12 protein-coding genes are annotated in these 19314 nt (G+C 51.2%); 2 read left to right on the forward strand and 10 right to left on the reverse strand.

The annotated features are described in order from the left end of the window. Positions 1-227 precede the first annotated feature (227 nt). Positions 228-1988 (forward strand): phospho-sugar mutase, encoded by a 1761-nt coding sequence (locus B156_RS0114990; protein WP_018620562.1) that lies wholly within the window; start codon positions 228-230, stop codon positions 1986-1988. A 96-nt stretch (positions 1989-2084) separates the two neighbouring features. Here B156_RS0114990 and ppk1 read toward each other — a convergent pair whose 3' ends face one another. The 6 genes from ppk1 to B156_RS0115020 form a co-directional block, all read right to left on the reverse strand. Further along, positions 2085-4328 carry a polyphosphate kinase 1 gene (gene ppk1 / locus B156_RS0114995; RefSeq protein WP_018620563.1) on the reverse strand — a complete coding sequence of 748 codons (2244 nt, stop codon included), beginning with the start codon at positions 4326-4328 and terminating at the stop codon, positions 2085-2087. 166 nt (positions 4329-4494) lie between these two features. After that, on the reverse strand, positions 4495-6495 hold the full coding sequence (gene gyrB, locus B156_RS0115000) for a DNA topoisomerase (ATP-hydrolyzing) subunit B (RefSeq protein ID WP_018620564.1): 2001 nt from the start codon (positions 6493-6495) through the stop codon (positions 4495-4497). 372 nt (positions 6496-6867) lie between these two features. Next, a complete protein-coding gene (locus tag B156_RS0115005) occupies positions 6868-7272 on the reverse strand; it encodes a hypothetical protein (protein ID WP_018620565.1) in 405 nt (134 codons plus the stop codon). 89 nt (positions 7273-7361) lie between these two features. Beyond that, positions 7362-8570: an alanine dehydrogenase gene (locus B156_RS0115010; RefSeq protein WP_018620566.1), complete on the reverse strand. Its 1209-nt coding sequence runs from the start codon at positions 8568-8570 to the stop codon at positions 7362-7364. A gap of 71 nt (positions 8571-8641) precedes the next feature. Beyond that, positions 8642-9064 (reverse strand): tRNA (adenosine(37)-N6)-threonylcarbamoyltransferase complex ATPase subunit type 1 TsaE, encoded by a 423-nt coding sequence (gene tsaE / locus B156_RS0115015; RefSeq protein ID WP_018620567.1) that lies wholly within the window; start codon positions 9062-9064, stop codon positions 8642-8644. A 62-nt stretch (positions 9065-9126) separates the two neighbouring features. Continuing rightward, a complete protein-coding gene (locus B156_RS0115020) occupies positions 9127-10416 on the reverse strand; it encodes a Gfo/Idh/MocA family protein (RefSeq protein WP_018620568.1) in 1290 nt (429 codons plus the stop codon). Between the two features lie 440 nt (positions 10417-10856). Here B156_RS0115020 and B156_RS0115025 point away from each other — a divergent pair, with 440 nt between their 5' ends. Then, positions 10857-11678 carry an alpha/beta hydrolase gene (locus tag B156_RS0115025; protein ID WP_018620569.1) on the forward strand — a complete coding sequence of 274 codons (822 nt, stop codon included), beginning with the start codon at positions 10857-10859 and terminating at the stop codon, positions 11676-11678. 231 nt (positions 11679-11909) lie between these two features. Here the strand turns inward: B156_RS0115025 and B156_RS32195 are convergent, their stop codons facing one another. From B156_RS32195 to B156_RS0115045, 4 genes are all read right to left on the reverse strand, one after another. Continuing rightward, a complete protein-coding gene (locus B156_RS32195) occupies positions 11910-12365 on the reverse strand; it encodes a hypothetical protein (RefSeq protein WP_018620570.1) in 456 nt (151 codons plus the stop codon). Positions 12366-12560: 195 nt separating this feature from the next. Further along, entirely contained in the window at positions 12561-13484 is a 924-nt protein-coding gene (locus B156_RS32200; RefSeq protein ID WP_018620571.1) for a glycoside hydrolase family 43 protein, read from the reverse strand. Between the two features lie 356 nt (positions 13485-13840). Further along, entirely contained in the window at positions 13841-15571 is a 1731-nt protein-coding gene (locus B156_RS0115040) for a RagB/SusD family nutrient uptake outer membrane protein (protein WP_018620573.1), read from the reverse strand. A gap of 70 nt (positions 15572-15641) precedes the next feature. Continuing rightward, a complete protein-coding gene (locus B156_RS0115045) occupies positions 15642-18890 on the reverse strand; it encodes a SusC/RagA family TonB-linked outer membrane protein (protein ID WP_018620574.1) in 3249 nt (1082 codons plus the stop codon). Between the last annotated feature and the right edge of the window lie 424 nt (positions 18891-19314).

Raw genomic sequence — 19314 nt, forward strand, 5'->3', positions numbered from 1 at the left:
TTTGAGCGGGTAAACCGTTCTCGAATGAATTCAGTCAAAAAACGGACTATTTCGTGCGTGGTAATCAGGCTGAACTAAGAATGTTTGTAGCTTACTATGGTATGTTATAAAACCTGGCTTGTTGTCCGTTCGATAAAGTGGAAGGACGGAAAAAAAGTCATATCCCTACTGACTACATAATCAGTGTGGACCAAGTAAATACCTGCTTTTTTTCATTTATATAGATTATGACAACACAAACCCTAGACTCTACTACGCAACAGCGCGTTGACAAATGGCTGAGCGGCCCCTACGATGCCGCCACCAAAGAATCCATTCAGCACCTGATCGACTCGGGCAACACCACCGAACTAACCGACTCATTCTACCGCGACCTTGAATTCGGCACGGGTGGTCTGCGTGGTGTTTTGGGCGTTGGCTCCAACCGCATGAATCGCTATACCGTGGGTGCCGCTACCCAGGGGCTTTCCAATTATATCAATGCGGCTTTTCCGGGCGTGGATATCAGCGTGGCCATTGCCCACGACAGCCGCCGGATGAGTCCCGAATTTGCCCGGCTGGTAGCCGATATTTTTTCGGCGAACAACATCAAAGTGTACCTGTTCAGCAGCCTGCGCCCCACGCCGGAGTTATCGTTTGCCATCCGGCAACTGGGTTGCCAGAGTGGTATTGTGGTGACGGCTTCGCACAACCCGCCGGAGTACAATGGCTATAAAGTGTACTGGAACGACGGTGGCCAGGTGGTATCCCCGCACGACAAAGCCATTATCGAGGAGGTAAACAAGATTACCTCCGTTGATGACATCAAGTTTGAGGGCGTTCCCGAACGGATTCATCTGATTGACGAGGAGATTGACGCGCCTTATGTGGAGCGGCTCAAGTCGAACGCAGTGAATCCCGATGTCATTAAGCGGCAGGCCGACCTGAACATTGTGTACACCCCTATTCACGGTACGGGCATTACGCTGGTGCCGCGTACGCTGGAGGCCCTGGGTTTCACCAACGTACACATCGTGGAGGAGCAGGCGACACCCGACGGTGATTTCCCGACGGTGAAATCGCCCAATCCCGAAGAAAAGGCCGCTATGCAGTTAGCCCTTGATCTGGCTAACGCAATCAATGCCGACCTCATCATGGCCACCGACCCCGATGCTGACCGCGTGGGTGCGGGTGCCCGCAATCACCACGGCGAATTTGAGTTGCTGAATGGCAACCAGATGGCCAGCCTGATTATTTATTACCTGCTCAACGCCTGGAGAGATACCGGCCGCCTGACGGGCAAGGAGTTTGTGGCCAAAACCATCGTTACAACCGACCTCATCGATGCCATGTGCAAGCGGTACGGCGTCACCTGCTACAACACACTGACGGGTTTCAAATACATTGCCGAGGTGATTCGGGAACTGGAAGGCAAGGAGCAATTCATTGCCGGTGGCGAAGAAAGCTACGGCTACCTCATCGGCGATTTTGTGCGGGATAAAGACGCCATTGCCAGTTGCGCCATGATTGCCGAACTGACCGCCTACGCCAAAGATCAGGGCAAGAGCCTGTTCGATACGCTGATGGAGATGTACATCGAGAACGGTTTCTACTACGAATCACTGGTATCGCTGACGAAGAAAGGAAAGGCGGGTGCCGAAGAAATTCAGCAGATGATGGCCGACTTCCGGGCCAACCCGCCCAAGTCCATTGCCGGTTCGCCAGTGGTGCGAATTGACGATTACAAAGCCCTCGAACGTACCGACGCCACGAAGGGAGAGAAAACGACCATAAAGTCGGGCAGCATGGGCATCGAGTCGTCCAATGTGCTCCAGTTTTTCACGGAAGACGGTACGAAGGTTTCTGCCCGTCCCAGCGGCACGGAGCCAAAAATCAAGTTCTATGTTTCGGTGAAGGAGCCATTGGCCAGCAAAGAAGCGTTTGACGACACCTATGCCCAGCTAAAAGCAAAAGCCCAGCGGGCCATCGCCGATTTAGGCGTAGTATAATTAGGGGCTGTTTCTGAGTAATCGTTAGCGTGACTGACAACTAAAAAAGGCCAGCTTACAGGTGTGAGCTGGCCTTTTTTGTTACTTTCTTCGCCATCAGATATTGGCGATGGCCCGTTCTGCCCCTTCCTGATATTCTTCTTCTATCTGGGCTACTTCGGCGGGTTTAATTTCGGGATCGAAGAGTCGGGCGGCCGTGGCTTCCTTTTCGGTTGCCTCGAAGAATCGCTTGTGCATATTGAATGGCTCACCACCAGCAGGTACGTCATATTTTCTGAAGTCGCCGTCTTCTTTCAACTCATACGCGTTGACGTTGTCGAGCAGGTTGTATTTCAGAATCAGAATGGCCTGCTGTTTCACGCGGGGGTCTGCCAGGTAAAACAGCGACTCAATACGCCGGTCGAAACTCCGTACCATCACGTCGGCACTGCCACCGTACACTTTGGGGTCGCCGTTGTTATGGAAGTAATAGATCCGGGTATGCTCCAGAAAATCGCCCACAATGGAGCGCACGGTGATGTTTTCGCTCAGGCCAGTCCGTCGCGGGCGCAGGCAGCAAATGCTCCGTACAATAAGCTCGATGGGCACCCCGGCGTCTGAGGCTTTGTATAGTTCATCAATCACCAGCTTGTCCTCCAGCGAATTAGCCTTGATACAAATGCCACTGGGTAAGCCGTGTTTTGCATTTTCGGTCTCCAGCCGAATGAGCTTAACCAACTGGTCGCGCATATCGCGCGGGGCCGTAATCAGGTATTTATATTCGTTGGGCAGCGAGTGCCCGGTTATGACATTGAAAAACTCCGAAATGTCATGAGTATACGTCTCATTGGTGGTCAGTAAGCCAATATCCGTGTACAACTTCGAGGTATCTTCGTTGTAATTCCCGGTAGCCATGTGGGCATAACGCACGACGCGGCTTCCCTCGTTCCGAACCACCAGCAGCAGCTTGGTATGCGTTTTGAATTTACTTATCCCATAAATGACAAAGCATCCGGCTTTCTGCAACCGCTGGGCTTCCCGAATGTTGTTTTCTTCATCAAATCGGGCTTTAACCTCAAACAGCACTGATACGTGTTTGCCATTTTCGGCTGCTTTCAGCAACGCTTCGGTGATGCGCGACCGTTTGGCCAACCGGTACACGGTTATTTTGATGGCCAGTACGTGCGGGTCTTCGGCAGCCTGTTCGAGTAGCTGAAGTACGGGCTCGAAGTTGTTATAGGGGTGATGGAGCAGAATATCGCGCTGCTTGATCAACTCAAAAATATCGTCGGTCTTATCACGCCCCAGTCCTATCGGCGGTACCGGAGCCTGTTGGCGCGGCATGGTATCTTTAAACTCCGGATGCCCGATAAGTTGCCAGAAAGCCGAGAAATCGAGCAGGCTGTTGGATTCAAAAATGTTCAGATCGTCCATTTCCCAGCGTTTCTTCAGCAGGTTCAGCATCCAGGGCGAACTGGTACTCAACGGATTATTAGCGTCCGTTTCCACTTCAACGCGGGTAACGCGTCCTAACCGACGGTTCTTTATTTTTTGCCGGACCTCGTCAATAAAATCAATTTCGTCGTCGTCATTCTCATCGAGCGTAAAATCGCCGTTACGGGTAATCCGGAACAGATTCACCGATAGTATTTCGACGTTCCGATACAGCTTCTTTATGTTTTGCCGAACGATTTCTTCAATGGGCAGAAACAAAATAATGTTTTCCCGTTCAAACGACAGGAACCGGGGTAGGTTGGCTGGAATCTGCACAAACGACAACCGGTGATTATCATCTTCATCTTCCGCACGAAGACTCTGTACATCCGTTTTATCCGTACTGTGGGTGACTACCCCAAAAATGAGCACTTTGGCCAGCAGTACCGGAAACGTGTGCGTGTAATCGTACAGCATGGGCGTCAGCGTCGGATAGATAGCCCGGTCAAAAAATTCGGCAGCCTCGGATGCCTCCTCCTCCGTCAGATCGCTGTGCCTGGCTAACTGAAGCCCGTTTTCGGTGAACAGGGGTAGTAACTGGTCTAAAAAGACGGTTTGCTGGTCCCGACAAAACTGGTGGGCCATTGTCAGTAAAGTCTTCCGAAAGGGAATTTCACGCAAGCCTGAATAGTCGATCCGTTGCTTGTGATAGTCAAGATAGTTGTAGAGACTACCCACCCGAATCATGAAAAACTCGTCGAGGTTGGAAGCTGAAATGGCTAGAAACTTCAGCCGTTCCATCAGGGTCCGGTCCGTACTACGTGCCTGATCCAGCACCCGCTCATTAAATTTAAGCCAGCTCAAATCCCGACTTAGGTAATTACTCTGGTCAATAACGCTGCTCACTTTTTCGTTCGCCTTTGCCATTTTTTCGGTTACAGGGACTGGAGAATTCGTTTGCCGTTGCGTAAATCGGGAAACCAAATTTCCCAGTATCGTTCTGTTTGGGTTTATGGAATAGCGCATACACAATTCGAAGTTTAAAGTACAACAAAAAAGCGGGTCAAAAGGCCCGCTTTATGTTATCATTCGGTTAAACATCTACCCGGGCGTACTTGGCATTTCGTTCGATGAATTCTCGTCGGGGCGCTACCTCGTCGCCCATCAGGGTCGAGAAAACGTGATCCGCATCCGCTGCCGATTCGACCGTTACTAATTTCAGGCTCCGCCGATCCGGGTCCATCGTAGTGCTCCAGAGCTGCTCGGCGTTCATTTCGCCAAGCCCTTTGTAGCGCTGCACGTTCACGCTCTCTTCCCGGCCACCGCCCGCCAGTTCCTTTACGGCGGCTTCACGCTGGGCTTCGGTCCAGCAGTAGCGTTCCTCTTTCCCTTTTTTCACGAGGTAAAAAGGTGGCTGGGCAATATAGATGTAGCCATGGTCAATCAGCGCCTTCATGTTCCGATAAAACAACGTCAGAATCAGCGTTCGTATGTGGCTACCGTCAACGTCGGCATCGGTCATGATGATGATCTTGTGATACCGAAGTTTATCCAGGTTCATTACGGTCTCGTCGTCCTTCTTTTCCAGCCGAACGCCCAGAGCCGTCCAGATATTTTTGATCTCTTCGTTTTCGTAAATCTTGTGCTCCATCGCCTTCTCGACGTTCAAGATTTTTCCCCGCAGGGGTAAAATGGCCTGAAACGACCGGTTACGACCCTGTTTGGCCGTTCCACCGGCGGAGTCACCCTCTACCAGATAGAGTTCACACTTTTCAGGGTCGGTATCGGAGCAGTCGGCCAGTTTGCCGGGTAATCCCATGCCGCCCATAAAGTCCTTGCGCTCGGTCATGATACGCTTGTAGGCCAGGTCGGCGGCAATACGCGCCTGAGCCGATACCAGTACTTTCTTGACGATACCCTGGGCCGTTTTAGGATTTTCTTCCAGCCAGGTTTCGAGCAAGTCCGCCATTGCCTGACTTACGGCGCTCACTACGTCCTGATTACCCAGCTTGGTTTTGGTTTGCCCTTCAAATTGGGGTTCGGCTACCTTTACCGAAATAACGGCGGTCAGCCCCTTACGGAAATCCTCCCCGCTAAAGGTGATCTTACCGGAGTTTTTGGGTAGTACACCGGGGTTTTTATCGGCATAGTTTTTCAGCACCCGCGTCAGGGCCGACCGGAATCCCTGCACGTGCGTACCACCTTCGTGCGTGTTGATATTGTTCACGTACGACAGGACATTTTCGCCCGCTTCGTAATTGTACACTAAAGCCACCTGAACGGGCGTAGAGCCTTTTACACTTTCCATGTAAATAGGTTTCATGCCATCGAGCGCCGGGCGGGTTTCGTCCAGATATTCGACAAACTCGGCCAGGCCACCTTCCGAGAAGAAGTCATCCTGCCGCATGGGTTCGCCGTTTTCGTCCAGTTCGCGCAGGTCTTTCAGGAAAATGTGAATGCCTTTGTTGAGGTAAGCCAGTTCGCGCAAACGCCCCGCTACGGTATCATATTTGTAAACGGTATCGGTAAAGATGCCGGCATCGGGCTTAAAGTGTGAAATCGTACCGGTATCGGTCGATTCACCAATGATACGAACATCGTACTGAGGAACACCGATTTTGTACGCCTGCTCGAATATTTTGCCTTCACGGTGCACTTCCACCCGCATATCGGTCGAGAGCGCATTGACGCAGGAAACGCCCACACCGTGCAAGCCACCGGAAACTTTATACGTGTCTTTATCAAATTTACCACCGGCGTGCAGGATGGTCATGGCAACCTGAAGGGCCGAAACACCCATTTTGGTGCTGATACCCGTTGGAATGCCCCGTCCATTATCCTGTACCGTAATAGAGTTATCGGGATTGATGGCAACGGAAATCTCCGTGCAGTAGCCTGCCATTGCTTCGTCGATGGAATTGTCGACAACCTCCCATATCAGGTGGTGTAACCCACGCGTACCCACGTCGCCAATGTACATGGACGGACGTTTACGAACGGCTTCCAGGCCTTCTAATACCTGAATATTATCGGCACCATAATCGCCCAGGGCTGTTTCAACAGGAGCTTCTTCTTCAATCAAATCGTTGGTCATAAAAATCGAAAAAATGTCAGTGATTTATTGTTGTTCAGGGTTCAGGTTTTCACCCGTATAAGGGTGGTAGTATAGATTGTAAAAATACAAAAAAAATCGCTTTTTTCCTACGATATCGGTAAGATTACATTAATATACAAAAAAATAGTTTGTCGGCGTATTTAGGCGGTAAAGCGTCCACACAGGGCAATAATCAGCCTGTTTGCGGGCGTAGTAACCGGAGGGAACAAATCAGCAGAAAGCGGCAAAAGTAAGTTGCTGAAGCCGCTAATTTTCGCTAGTACGTTTCCCCGAAAAGTATTATTGACGAACAAAAAAAGTAAAAGCCGAATCGGGTAGATTCGGCCTGAAAAACGCGCTGTCCGGAGCCGGTTAATCTTCGGGGTACGGAATGTAGACAAAGCCGGCAAAGTCGCCGTGAACAACAAACAGGCAGCAGTACTCATCCGGGTTCTTGTAGTTCTCCTTCCACAACTCAATTGAATCTTCGCCAATCAGTTCGCGCTGGATAAACTCATCCAGAAAAGAGGCCTTGTAATTCCACTGGTTCTCCAGTTCTGTTACGCCAATCAGCAGTTGCCCCACGGGAATATCCCGACGGGAGGCCACAAAAACAGGGTTGTCTGAGAAGCCGCGTTTGCGAATCTGATACGAAGCCTCCTTAAGCTGATCGGCTACCTTAATGAAGTCCGACGAGATGAGGCCCATCAACTCTTTGTTGACATCGTACGAGTTGGCGTCATCAAGCAGGGTATTTTCGTTGCTGTGGTTAATCATGGAGAAAACGTTTGACGTTTGATGTTTGTAGTTAGTTGATGCACGTATTGTTAGTACGTCGGCTAACTACAAACATCAAACGTTGTAACTTAAAATCTAGCTGCCAGCAGGAGGTCCAGATCCTTGAACCGCATGTTAAACTTTCTGGCAATGTGCGCGTTGGTCAGCGTTCCTTTATGGGTATAAACACCTTTCATAAACCATCGGTTCGCATACATCATCTGCTCGATGCCGCCCGTAGTGCCGGTCTCGAGCAGGAACGGGAGGAATATGTTGCTCAGGGCCATGCTGGCGGTGTGAGCCACGCGGGCGGCAATGTTGGGTACGCAGTAGTGGATGACCCCCATGTGTTTGAAGGTAGGATTTTTATGCGTCGTCATGCGGGAGGTTTCAAAGTTCCCCCCCTGGTCGATGGATACGTCGATGATGACCGAGTCGGGTTTCATGCGACTGATCGTTTCCTCCGTTACCACTACCGGACTGATCCCATCTTCGGCCCGAATGGCCCCAATCACTACGTCGGCCCGCTGAATGGCTTCGGTCATGGTGTCGGAGTCGATGATGGAGGTGTAAATGTGATGCCCAACTGCGTATTTGAGTCGCTGTAACTTGTACAGGTGTCGGTCAAAAATTTTCACGTCGGCACCCATGCCGAGGGCAACCCGAACGGCGTACTCCGTCACGGTTCCGGCACCGAGCATTACTACTTTGGTGGGTGGAACGCCGGTAATACCGCCCAGAATAATACCCCGCCCATTGTCGGCATTGCTTAGGTATTCGCCCGCAATGAGCATGACTGTGCTACCCGCAATTTCGCTCATAGACCGAATAACGGGCATTCCTCCGGCCTGGTCTTCGATGTATTCATAGCCAAACGAAGTCAGATTTTTATCGTTGATGCGTTCGAAATAGGCCCGATCATGGGTGGGAAGGTTAACCGTAGAGATGACGGTGCTGCCCGACTGAACGTACTCGAACTCCTCATCCACCAGCGGTTCCACTTTCAGAATCAGGTTGGCTTCATACACCTCTTTGGGCGAGTAGGCAATCCGGGCACCGGCTTCGCTGTACTCCGTATCGGTAAACTTCGCTTTCTCACCCGCACCATTTTCCACGATTACGTTGTGGCCATTTCGGACCAGAATAGCCACGGCTTCGGGCGTAAGGGCAATTCTATTTTCCTGAAGCGATACTTCTTTGGGTAGGCCGATGAGCAGGCTGTGCCGGTTGGTTTTTACGGCCAGCGGGGCTTCTTTCGTGTACACGGCCGTTTTGGCCAGTTCCTCAAATCCAGTCACTTAGAGTACGTTTGTAGGTTGATTGGGGATGTCTGTTTACCGTTGAAAACCGGCAAATCGCCATCCCCAAACTAGTAAACTATGTTCGCTTCCAGGGTTCGGCTGCCGTCGTCGGCAACGGCAAGATGAACCTGATAATACGTTGCCGGCCAAAGACTCATGACTTTCTCGGGCCATTCGATAAAGCAGTAATTTCCCGAATCAAGATATTCTTCGATACCAATATCCAGTGCTTCGGCTTCATTCCGGAGCCGGTAACAGTCGAAATGATAAACAGAGTGCCCCTCGTGGGTTGTGTACTCATTCACGATGGAAAAGGTTGGGCTTTGCACGGTACTCACCACCCCCAAAACCCGGCAGATAGCTTTGATAAGGGTCGTTTTCCCCGCTCCCATATCGCCGTCGAACAGCCAGACCGACCGTTCCCGGCCTTCGGCCAGTAGCTGGCGGGCTGCGGTGTCGATTTCGTCGATATGGTCGATATAGAGCGTCATACGATACAGCGTCAGCGATCACCCGCCTATGCGGAGTAAAAGCCCGCAAAGATACGAATTTTCTAGGCTGTCCACTTCGTTCGCATCGGGCGACTCAGTAACTTATTGGCTTCGGCATCGCCCTCAAATAGTTCGGTTTTCGGATTCCAGCGGAGCGGGCGACCCAGCAGATAGGCGATGTTGCCAATAGTACAGACCGAAGCCGTGCGGTGACCTACCTCTACATCGCAGATGGGCGGCTTGCGGCTCTTTATAGCATCCAGGAAATCCTTGTAGTGATTTTCGCTGAAATAAACATGTTTTTCATTGGCACCAATCACTTTGTCTTTCAGCGTAGCCGGTGTGGTGATCAATTCGCCCCGCGCCACTTTCACTTCGCCTTCGGTACCAATAAACTGACAGAACTGCTTGCCCTCTACGGGTGTGTGATGCATTTCAACCCCGTTAGCGTAGCGGTACACCAGGCCTTTTCCGTCGGCCCCCGGCGTCAGGGACGTTGGGCCGGAGTTATCCATGTCCAGTCCCCATTGGGCAATATCGAACATATGGGCGCCCCAGTCGGTCATGCCGCCCCCGCCAAAGTCGCGGATGTCGCGCCACTGGCCCCAGAACTTGGCTGTCAAATCCGGGTCGAGTACGTTATTGTACGGGCGTTCGATGGTGTTGGGTCCAAGCCAGGCATCCCAGTTCAGTCCTGCCGGAACCGGTTCGGCCACTAAATCGAATGCCCGGGGTGGCCCGCCCACGTTGACGTTAATGGTTTTTATCTGACCAATGTACCCATTACGAACCAGTTCCACAGCCTGCCGGAATTCCTTCGATGAACGTTGCATATTGCCCGTCTGGAAAACTCGTTTGTACTGCCGGGTAGCATTAACCATATCCCGGCCTTCCTGCACGGTAAGCGATAAGGGTTTTTCGCAGTAAATATCCTTCCCGGCTTTGGCGGCCGCAATAGCAATCGGGCTATGCCAATGGTCGGGGGTGGCAATGACTACGGCATCGATGCCTTTGTTGTTGAGTAAGGTTCGGTAGTCGTCGTAGCGTTCACAACCGGCGTACGTGCCCACACTCCCTTTATCGGCGTAGTGTTTATTGACCGCTTCGGCAAAGGCGGCTACTTTGGGCTGGTACACATCGCAAGCGGCCACAACGCGGGCTTCATTTTGTAGAAACCGCCCGCGCAAACCCGTGGCCTGCTTCCCCAACCCAATAAAACCAACGGCAACCTGATCGGAGGGGGCCGTGAAACCGCGCCCCAGCACGTGACGGGGCACGATATAAAACGCCGACAGTCCGGCAGCCTGTTTCAGAAACGTTCGGCGATTGGCAGAAGCAGATGCGTCTTGCATAGTTGTAGTCGTTGGTAAAAGAGAAAAAGTGGGTAACCGGCCGGGTTTACTTACTCCGGGCTGTGCATCACGCCGTTAGCTGACTTTTCTGGTGGGAACTGACAGGAGATAACTACGGCGTTATCCAGTAAGTTTTTGTCGTAATTTTATGGGGATGCTTCCGTAACGCTAACTTTATGCAACACCCCGCGATTTCAAACAGCCTGACCAGACAAACTGAACCGGCTCCAGGTGACTATTATGGAACGCTGTATAAAGGCAGTCTTATTATGCCAATCCTGGTGATAATCATTCTTGCCATAACCCTTTGGTGGTTTCTGAGGAAGCGTAAACGAGGATAGTTATCATAAAGCCACTTCTACACTAGAAAATTTAACTTTTATTAATTGACTACCTGTGCATCAACCCATTAGTTTTGGTCTGATTCAACTCGTTATCGAATGTCGGCCAAAAGAAAATGGACTGAGCGACTCAGGATTGGACTGTCCATAACTTTATCGTGCTACGTAGGTGCCTACCTGTTTCTGTATGCGGTGAAAGACCAGCAAACCAATCGGTACCGGTCCGCTATCCTGCCGAATAATTTCAAGTACAGTTTTGCTCAGAAATCAGAAGAATTACATTTTAAAACACCACAAACGGGCCTATTGAACGCCTTACTTTTCAAGGTACCAAAAGCTAAAGGGGTAGTTTGTTTTTGGAAGGGCAATGGAGGCACGTTAGCCAATTGGGGGACGATGGCCCCTACTTTTCTTCAATTCGGTTATGACGTGTTAATGACCGATTATCGGCAACATGGAAAAAGTAAAGGACCCATCAGTTTAGCCAACTTCTATAGTGATGCCCAAACAGTTTACGATTCATTAAAGCATCGGTATCCAGAAGCCGAAATTGTCCTTTGTGGCTACTCATTAGGGGGCCGGGTAGCGGCTCATTTAGCGTCTACTAACCGCCCTAAATTTACTCTGCTTATTGATCCAGCCTCAGCCGGTGGAGACTTTAGCGACCGACTTACAGATATACTCTATTATCCGTTCCCCTCTGTAAACGGATTTGTTTTTCCTACCGAAGAGGATGTACAAGAAGCGCCAAGCCCTGTTATCGTTGTCAGTACAGATAACCCGAATAGTACGGCTTATACGCTTAAATCATATTTAGGCTCTAAAGACCAGTTTGTAGCGCTGCCAGGGTCAACCCACGAAACCATTTTAACCCATTCTCAAACAACGCAACTAATCAGGAATTTACTCTCAAATCATTAAGCTGAAATCAGTTGGTATTGTACAAAGTTCATATTGGTTTGCGTTGACCAATCGGCACGTGTTTGAGAATAATTTCACAATCTAGGTTTAGTCACAAAACGTAGCAGAAAATAGTCCAAATGCCAAACGGGAACCTTACTGGTTCCCGTTTGGCATTTGGACAGAAAATACTCTGCAAATCCAGGCAAACCCGTCAACACACGTTGATTCTAATAGGGACTGGCAAACAAGTCAGGACTCGTCGTAGTGAATCGTCAGCGCACGAACCCGACTACGCCCCTGCCCCTTACCATTGAGGCCAATTCCAAAACGGGGTGCCCGGTCCCAGCGTGGCAGAAAAGAACCATTCAGTGGTTCATCGGCTATCGGTTGGTAATCACCTGTTTCGGTGCGCCAGCCAAACTCGTAAAACTGACCTTTCTGACTCCGTACCTGTAGTGTAACGGAAGGGGTACCTACCGGGAGGAGTTGTGTCTTCAGCACCTGACGCGTTCCCGCTTTGATCTGCCAGAGTTCGATTTCTCCCGGCCGAATTCCAATACCTACCTGGTTTTGGGCGTCACCGTATACACACAAACTTTGTAGCAGACTGGCCTGGGGAACGATGTCGGCCGACAGGGTATACGACCCTTTTTTAACGACCAGGCCCAGGAAAGTACCCACCTGACTGGTGTCATTATTGACCACTTGCAGTTGACCCTGATCAATCCGGTACGCTGGCTTCGGAAGGCTTACGTCCCAGACCCAGGGAATCTGGTCCTAAAACCGACTAAAATCAACGGCTAAATCTAATTGTCGCGTTTGCGTAGCCGGAAGCGGTGACTCTGCCTGAGTAGGCGTTGAGCGGCCATACCGGAAAGCGGGCCACTGCGTTTTTTCATCCTAGATCAGTTCACTCAGCACACCCTGCCGACCGGTGAAGGTAAAATCGACACCGTTGTAGGCGTGGTGTAAATAGAAGTAACGCTGATCGGGCGTTACCACCACGGTTCCGTGACCAGGACATTTCCAGGCTTCGTCGCCGACCATTACGGGATTATTGGCGTACTTCTCCCAGGGACCCTGTAGTGTTTTGGCCCGCGCCATACCCACCTGGTAGTTGCACTGCGCTCCGCAACAGGCATTGCCCGAATAGAGCATGTAGTAGTAGCGGCCCCGTTTGAAAATCGCCTGTCCCTCGGCTCCACCCTGTTCCCAACCGGCGGCATCCGCCTTGATAATTGTAAACGATTTCCCCGTCACCCTGAGCCCGTCGGCCGACAGTTCAGCCCCCAGAATTTCGATGGGTCTGCCCTTATCCAACCCGTACGCTTTCCAGGTGATGAATCGTTTACCGGCGTCGTCAATGACAAAGGTATCAATGGCTTCGGTTGTCCACTCGAGTAATAAGCCATGGTCGGTAAACCCTTTCGTCAGGTCGCGCGTGGTAGCCACGCCGATAAATGAACGCTGGTCAGTTTTGCGCCGGGCGGTGTAATACAGGTAATATGTACCATTCCGGTAGAAGAGCTCCGGTGCCCAGTAGCTGCCCATTGTCCAGGAGGGCAGTTCATTGAACACGGGACCAACGTACGCCCAGTTCACCAGGTCGTTCGAGGTATAAATGGGATAGGCTGGTCCCCACTCCGACGATGTACCAACGGCAAAGTACGTATCGTTGACCCGAATGACGGAAGGATCAGCGAAGTCGCCCGCAATGACGGGGTTCGTATAAGTGCCTCTGCTATTAGGCAAATGAGTCAGTTGGGCTACTGCCTGCCAGACCACAGCCAGCGTAATAATAACGGTAACAATAAATCTTCTCATTGACTGATGGCTTGATAACGGCCTGGTGGCTGCTGGTCGACAAAGCAGGCACTACCTACCCATTAACCGAAGGTAGTTCGCTGAATACTGCGTTCCGTACAAATTGGGGCAATTATTCTTCGCGGATAGAGAAGGTAGAACACAAATTAGTCTACTTTCAGCTTTCGTTGTGAGGAAACCGGTAACCGAGATTGATCAATCTCAAACTTCTACCTGAAGCTATGTGACGTAAAACCTACCTAAAAATAATTCAACCTCCAAACGGGAACCTGACTGGTTTCCGTTTGGAGGTTGAAAGATGAAGTTTCAAGGCTGGCCCAATGAACTCTGACTGCGCAACGTCAAACGTCAAACAGTTAATTATACCCCGGATTCTGGGTCAGCGTTTCTTTTCCGTCTTTTTTACTATTGAAAATCTCCTGCAACGGAATGGGGAAATACTCGTGGCGGCCCTTAATAAATTGAACACCAGCCAAGTATAAGCGCTTTTTAGATTCCGTTGCGTAGTAATTATTCAGGGTCTGATCGGCAATGTTCCAGCGCACGAGGTCAAACCGGCGGTGACCTTCCATGCCAAACTCCAGGCGCTCTTCAAACTGTACCATTTTTCGGGCAGCAGCCTGGTCGGTCCAGGGAGTGGTATATTCGTTGATTACGTAGTTGGCGGCTGGTGCGCCCGCGGCCGTTTTGACAAACCCATCCGGATTAGCGGCCCGACGGCGAATCTGGTTGACGTAAGTACGTGCTTTGTTCAGGTCGCCAATTTCGACTTCAATTTCAGCCAGCCACAGCAACACATGGTCATAACGGATCATCCGGTAGTTATTGGCGTTCAAACGTGGGTTACCTGCGAAGGTGTTCGTGCCCACATCGGATTTATACATGACGTGCTTCTTAGGCGAGTAGGGGCCGCTGTATGCCTGATCACGCACGTAGGCTTTACCTGGATGGACGCCCCAGTCCAGGAACTGAATACCCCGGCGACCAACGGTCCAGTCCAGGCGAGGGTCAACCGTGCCAGTGTAGGGTGTAAATGGAGCCGTTGATTCAATGCCCTGGTCATTGGTAAAGTCCGTGGCATTGTAGGTGTCAATCAGGGGAAGTCCAGTGGCATCGGTTTTAAAGGCGTTTACCAGGTTCTGCGACGGCTGGAAGAAACCACAGCAGGTAGTAACCCCACCACCGCCGTAGGGGTAATTGAGGGTAGAGCCAATGTTGCCATTTTCGCCCCCCGATGCTCCATCATTGACCGAATATTGCACTTCAAAAATAGACTCCGCATTGTTGTTGGTTGCGGCCTTGAAGTTGTCGTGGTAGCGATCCATCAGCTTATACTGACCACTGGCAACAATGGCTTCGAGCAGGGGTTTGGCTTCAGCGTATTTTTTCTGAAACAGGTAAGCTTTACCCAGTTCGGCCGCAGCGGCCCATTTCGTTGGCCGGCCCACCTGCGTTTGTTTAGCGGGAAGCACGTCGTATGCCGCTTTCAGGTCAGCCACAACGTTGGGCCATATGTCGACGTTGTTCGGCATCTTGGTGCTTTCGAGGTCATTGGGATTGTAAATCTTCTCGTCAATGTACGGCACCATGTTGAACATCTTTTTGAGTTCAAAATGGTAGTGGCCACGCAGGAAACGGGCTTCGGCCGTAACCTGTGCTTTTTCAGCATCGGTCATGTCTTTGGCAGCGGCCATCGCCTGCAACACGTCATTAGTACGGGCAATGCCATCATACATGCCCCGCCACTTACCCCGGAAATAAATATTGTCTGACTGAATGTTGCCCTGCTCAATGAGCGAGATAGGCGGTTGGTCACCCGCAATAGTGCCCTTGTAGGCGTCGTCGGAGGCAACGCTGCCATACACCCAGTTGTCAGCACCAACGTTATAGGAGCGGTACGCTCCTTCGGCCGTAGCCCAGCCGTCCAGCAGAGAATAGGCACCAATCAGTAAAGCATTAACACCCGTTTTGTTTTGCAACGTCGTTACGGCCAGTGCTGCTTTGGGCTGCACATCCAGAAATTTATCGGCGCAGGAGGATGCTACCGCCATACACAGAATGGTACCGAATAAGGTTATTTTTTTCATGATTTTTAGTAAAATAAGCTAGGCTATATGCATTCATCTCTGTTGAAGAACGGAACGCATAGCGCCTAATTTAGAATGACAGATTCAGGCCTACAAGTATCGTTTTTGCCACTGGATACGATCCCCCATCGACCCCAATCTGGCGGTCGTTACCCGCCGAATAAGCACGCAGGTTGATTTCGGGGTCCATACCGGAGTATTTTGTAAGGGTAAACATATTCTGGCCCTGGATGTAAACCGATGTGGCACCCATCTTTAGTTTCGAGAGCAATACCTGCGGCAGTTGGTAGGTGAGCTGGATATTTTTCATGCGGAAATACGAACCGCTCTCCAGATAATACGTGGAAGGCTGAATGCTGACCTGGTCGCTGGACCGAAGCTGCGGCAAAACAGCATCCGTCTTGCCGGGACGCCACGACTGATATAGCATCCGGGTGCTGCGATTGCCCCCAAATGTTGGGAAGTCGGTCCAGTATTTTACGTAGTTGAAAATCTGGTTTCCCTGTACGCCCTGCCCAAACAACGTCAGCCCAAAGTTTTTGTAATTCAAACTAAGGTTCAGACCGTAGTTGAACGTGGGGTGCGGGCTACCAATGATGCTCAAATCTTTCGTATCAATTTTTCCATCCCCGTTGATATCCCGGAACTTGAACCGGCCCGCCACGTTTTCCGATGCGGCATTACCAAACTGCACCGGAGCTGCCTTGGCTTCTTCGTTCGTCTGGAAAATACCGTCTATGGTATACCCGAAGAACGACGAGATGGGGTAGCCCTGCTGCGTCACCACAAAGTTCTGAATCCGCTCGTCGTTGATGCCGAAATACTGCGTGCTGGGGTCGCCGTTGGTTTTGGTTACCAGGTTCCGGTACGTACTGAAATTGGCACTTACATTATAGCTCAGACCATTGTTTCCCAGTTTGTCGCCGTAGCCAATCATCAGGTCGACACCGCGGTTACGCATCGAACCGATGTTCTGGAACGGGTTTACGGCTACCCCCTGCGTGAGCGGTGCCTGCACCGGAAAGAGCATGTCCGACGTGGTACGGGTGTACCAGTCGAAGGCAATGTTCAGGCGGTTTTTGAGCAGTAGCGCGTCGAAGCCGAGGTTCAGGCTGGTCGTGGTTTCCCACTTGGCCCGGGCGTTGCCAAACTGGGTCAGCTCGTAGCCCGGAATGGCCGATGTGCGGGTACCGTTAATGTCGTAAAATGACGTGATGGGGTTGGTACTGAACTGCGTAAACGAGTTGTAATTACCAATTTCCTGATTACCCGTCAGGCCGTAACCGGCCCGGAACTTCAGGTCGTCAATAAAGGTAAGCGGTTTGAAGAAATTTTCTTTCGACACCCGCCAGCCTACACTGGCTGCCGGAAACACGGCCGACCGAAATTCGGGCGAAAAGCGGGAGGAACGATCCCGGCGTACGGTCAAATCGAGCAGGTACTTGTCATCCAGCGCGTAGTTGATTTTGGCAAACTCCGAAGCCAGCCGCCAGTTAGAGGCACCACCGTTGTTGGTCTGAACCCCCGTACCGGCGCTGAGGTAGCGATTTTCATTATCATCCACGGCGAAGTTGGTCCGGCTGGCATCGAAAAACTCGAAGTAATTTTTGATAGATTCCGTACCGGCAATGACGTTGAACCGGTGCCGGTCGCCCAGATTCCAGTTGTAAGTCAGGGTGTTGTACCAGGTCCAGGTCCATTCGTAATTGTTACTGGTCTGGAGTTGGTTGGAGCCCCGTGCTTCGGCCGATTCAATATCCCGAATGGTGTAGTTCCGGAAGTTGAACAGGTTATAGTCGATACCGAAACTGGTGCGGGCAGTCAGGTTGGGCAGGATGTCAACTTCGGCATAGGCATTACCAAACAGCCGAACTTCTTTCTGCACGTTGTCTTTACCCCGGTACAGCAGGGCTACCGGACTGTTGGCATTATCGAGGTCGCCCCCGCGTGTACCGGCAAAGTTACCCGCTACATCGTACACCGGAATGATAGGCTGAATCCGGTAGGCAAACGAGATGGGGTTACTCTCGGCGTTGTTGCCATTGGGCTGCCCAATGCGTTCGCCGTAGGCTACCTGAAAATTCTGCCCGGCCCGGATTCGCTTGGTCACGTTGAACTCCGTATTAGCCCGCAGGGAGTAGCGTTTGTAGCCGGTATACTTCATGATACCTTCCTGATTGAAGTAGTTCAGCGACATGGCATAGCGGCCATTTTCTGAGCCACCCGATACGCCCAACTGATGATTCTGGATGGGTGCCGTCTGGAAAATTTCTTCCAGCCAGTTCGTTCCCTGCTTATTGGCGGGGGTAATGAGCAGGAAATTGGGTGAGCTGATGTCATTGTTGTAGTTGACATAAGTACCGTCGGGATTCCGGGCTACGCGCGGATCGCTGGCCGAGGCACCACTGGGCAGCACAAAGTCGGGGATGACCGGCGTTGGTCCGTTGCCAAACTGTGAGTGCACCGGATTACCATTAGCCCCTACCACGCCGGAGTTTATCCGGGATTCCCAGACTAGCTGGGCGTACTCCTGGGTGTTGAGCATATCCAGTAGCTTCCCATGCCGCTGCGAACCGTAGTAGGTATCGTAGGTGAATTTTGGCTTTCCGGCCTTTCCCTTCTTGGTGGTAATAATAACTACGCCATTACCCGCCCGCGACCCGTAGATGGAGGCTGCCGAGGCATCCTTCAAAATCTGCATACTCTCCACATCATTGAGGTTCAGCGTATTCAGGTTCCCCTTTGTCGGCACACCGTCAATCACGTAGAGGGGAGAGTTATCATTGATGGTACCAAAACCCCGGATACGAACCATCACACCACCACCCGGCGCGTTTTCATTGCCGACCTGCACCCCCGCCACGCGGCCCTGGAGTGCCTGCCCTACGTTGGTAGCGGGCACGGATAGTAGCTGTTTGGTATCCACCGTAGCCACGGCCCCGGTAATGTCGCGCTTGGCCTGCGCACCGTAGCCCGTTACGACCACTTCGTTTAGTGTTTTAATGTCGGGGGCCATCGCTACATTGATGGCTGTTTTACTGCCGATAGTTATGTCCTGCGAGGCATAGCCAATCGCTGAGATTGTGAGTACGTCGCGACCTGATGGTACAGTAAGCGAAAACTGGCCGTTGGCATCCGTCACTACACCCGTTTGGGTGCCTTTTACCACAACGTTAGCCCCGGGCAGACCCGAGTTGTCGTTACCGTCGGTAATACGGCCTGTCAATGTGCGGTCCTGGGCGAAAGCACCAACGCACAGAAGCCAACTGAACACCAAAAGGGGTAGTGCTCGGTTGGCTTTTTGTAAAATGTGTTTCATGATAAAATTGATTAGAGAAGATGGTACTATTAATAGGGAAATATTTATGATTTTATCTTAAAGATAGCTGGCTTTATTTTCTAACTGTCTCCAGTTTACTCAAAAAAATTAAATTTAATCTCAAAAATACCCATTCGCGGGATGGTCGGTTTATTTTGAGGTTTAGCGTATATATACTTAAAAAATACTGGCTAACTAGTCAGGTCAACTGTAACTCATTAGGGGAAATCCAGAATGGGCGTGACAATCAATTGGAAGAGGTAGTTTAAGGAGCGGAAACCGAAGTAATAGCCGAGTTGGGGAACCAGCCATTACTCAACGCCTAAAATAGGGTGGATTTACTGCGGAGACTCCCGCTTTTCATGTAGCCCCTGGGCCATCTAGTTCCGTATTCCAGGTGCCTTCCTGCTTGACGCTTTGCATC

Source organism: Spirosoma luteum DSM 19990 (assembly GCF_000374065.1).
In the GTDB taxonomy this organism is placed as follows: Bacteria; Bacteroidota; Bacteroidia; order Cytophagales; family Spirosomataceae; genus Spirosoma; species Spirosoma luteum.

What these genes read in the sequence shown, in the direction of transcription:
- gyrB (WP_018620564.1), bottom strand. Translation starts at nt 6,495, where the DNA reads ATGACCAACGATTTGATTGAAGAAGAAGCTCCTGTTGAAACAGCCCTG.
- tsaE (WP_018620567.1), bottom strand. Translation starts at nt 9,064, where the DNA reads ATGACGCTCTATATCGACCATATCGACGAAATCGACACCGCAGCCCGC.
- B156_RS0114990 (WP_018620562.1), top strand. Translation starts at nt 228, where the DNA reads ATGACAACACAAACCCTAGACTCTACTACGCAACAGCGCGTTGACAAA.
- B156_RS32200 (WP_018620571.1), bottom strand. Translation starts at nt 13,484, where the DNA reads ATGAGAAGATTTATTGTTACCGTTATTATTACGCTGGCTGTGGTCTGG.
- B156_RS0115020 (WP_018620568.1), bottom strand. Translation starts at nt 10,416, where the DNA reads ATGCAAGACGCATCTGCTTCTGCCAATCGCCGAACGTTTCTGAAACAG.
- B156_RS0115025 (WP_018620569.1), top strand. Translation starts at nt 10,857, where the DNA reads ATGTCGGCCAAAAGAAAATGGACTGAGCGACTCAGGATTGGACTGTCC.
- ppk1 (WP_018620563.1), bottom strand. Translation starts at nt 4,328, where the DNA reads ATGGCAAAGGCGAACGAAAAAGTGAGCAGCGTTATTGACCAGAGTAAT.
- B156_RS0115005 (WP_018620565.1), bottom strand. Translation starts at nt 7,272, where the DNA reads ATGATTAACCACAGCAACGAAAATACCCTGCTTGATGACGCCAACTCG.
- B156_RS0115040 (WP_018620573.1), bottom strand. Translation starts at nt 15,571, where the DNA reads ATGAAAAAAATAACCTTATTCGGTACCATTCTGTGTATGGCGGTAGCA.
- B156_RS0115045 (WP_018620574.1), bottom strand. Translation starts at nt 18,890, where the DNA reads ATGAAACACATTTTACAAAAAGCCAACCGAGCACTACCCCTTTTGGTG.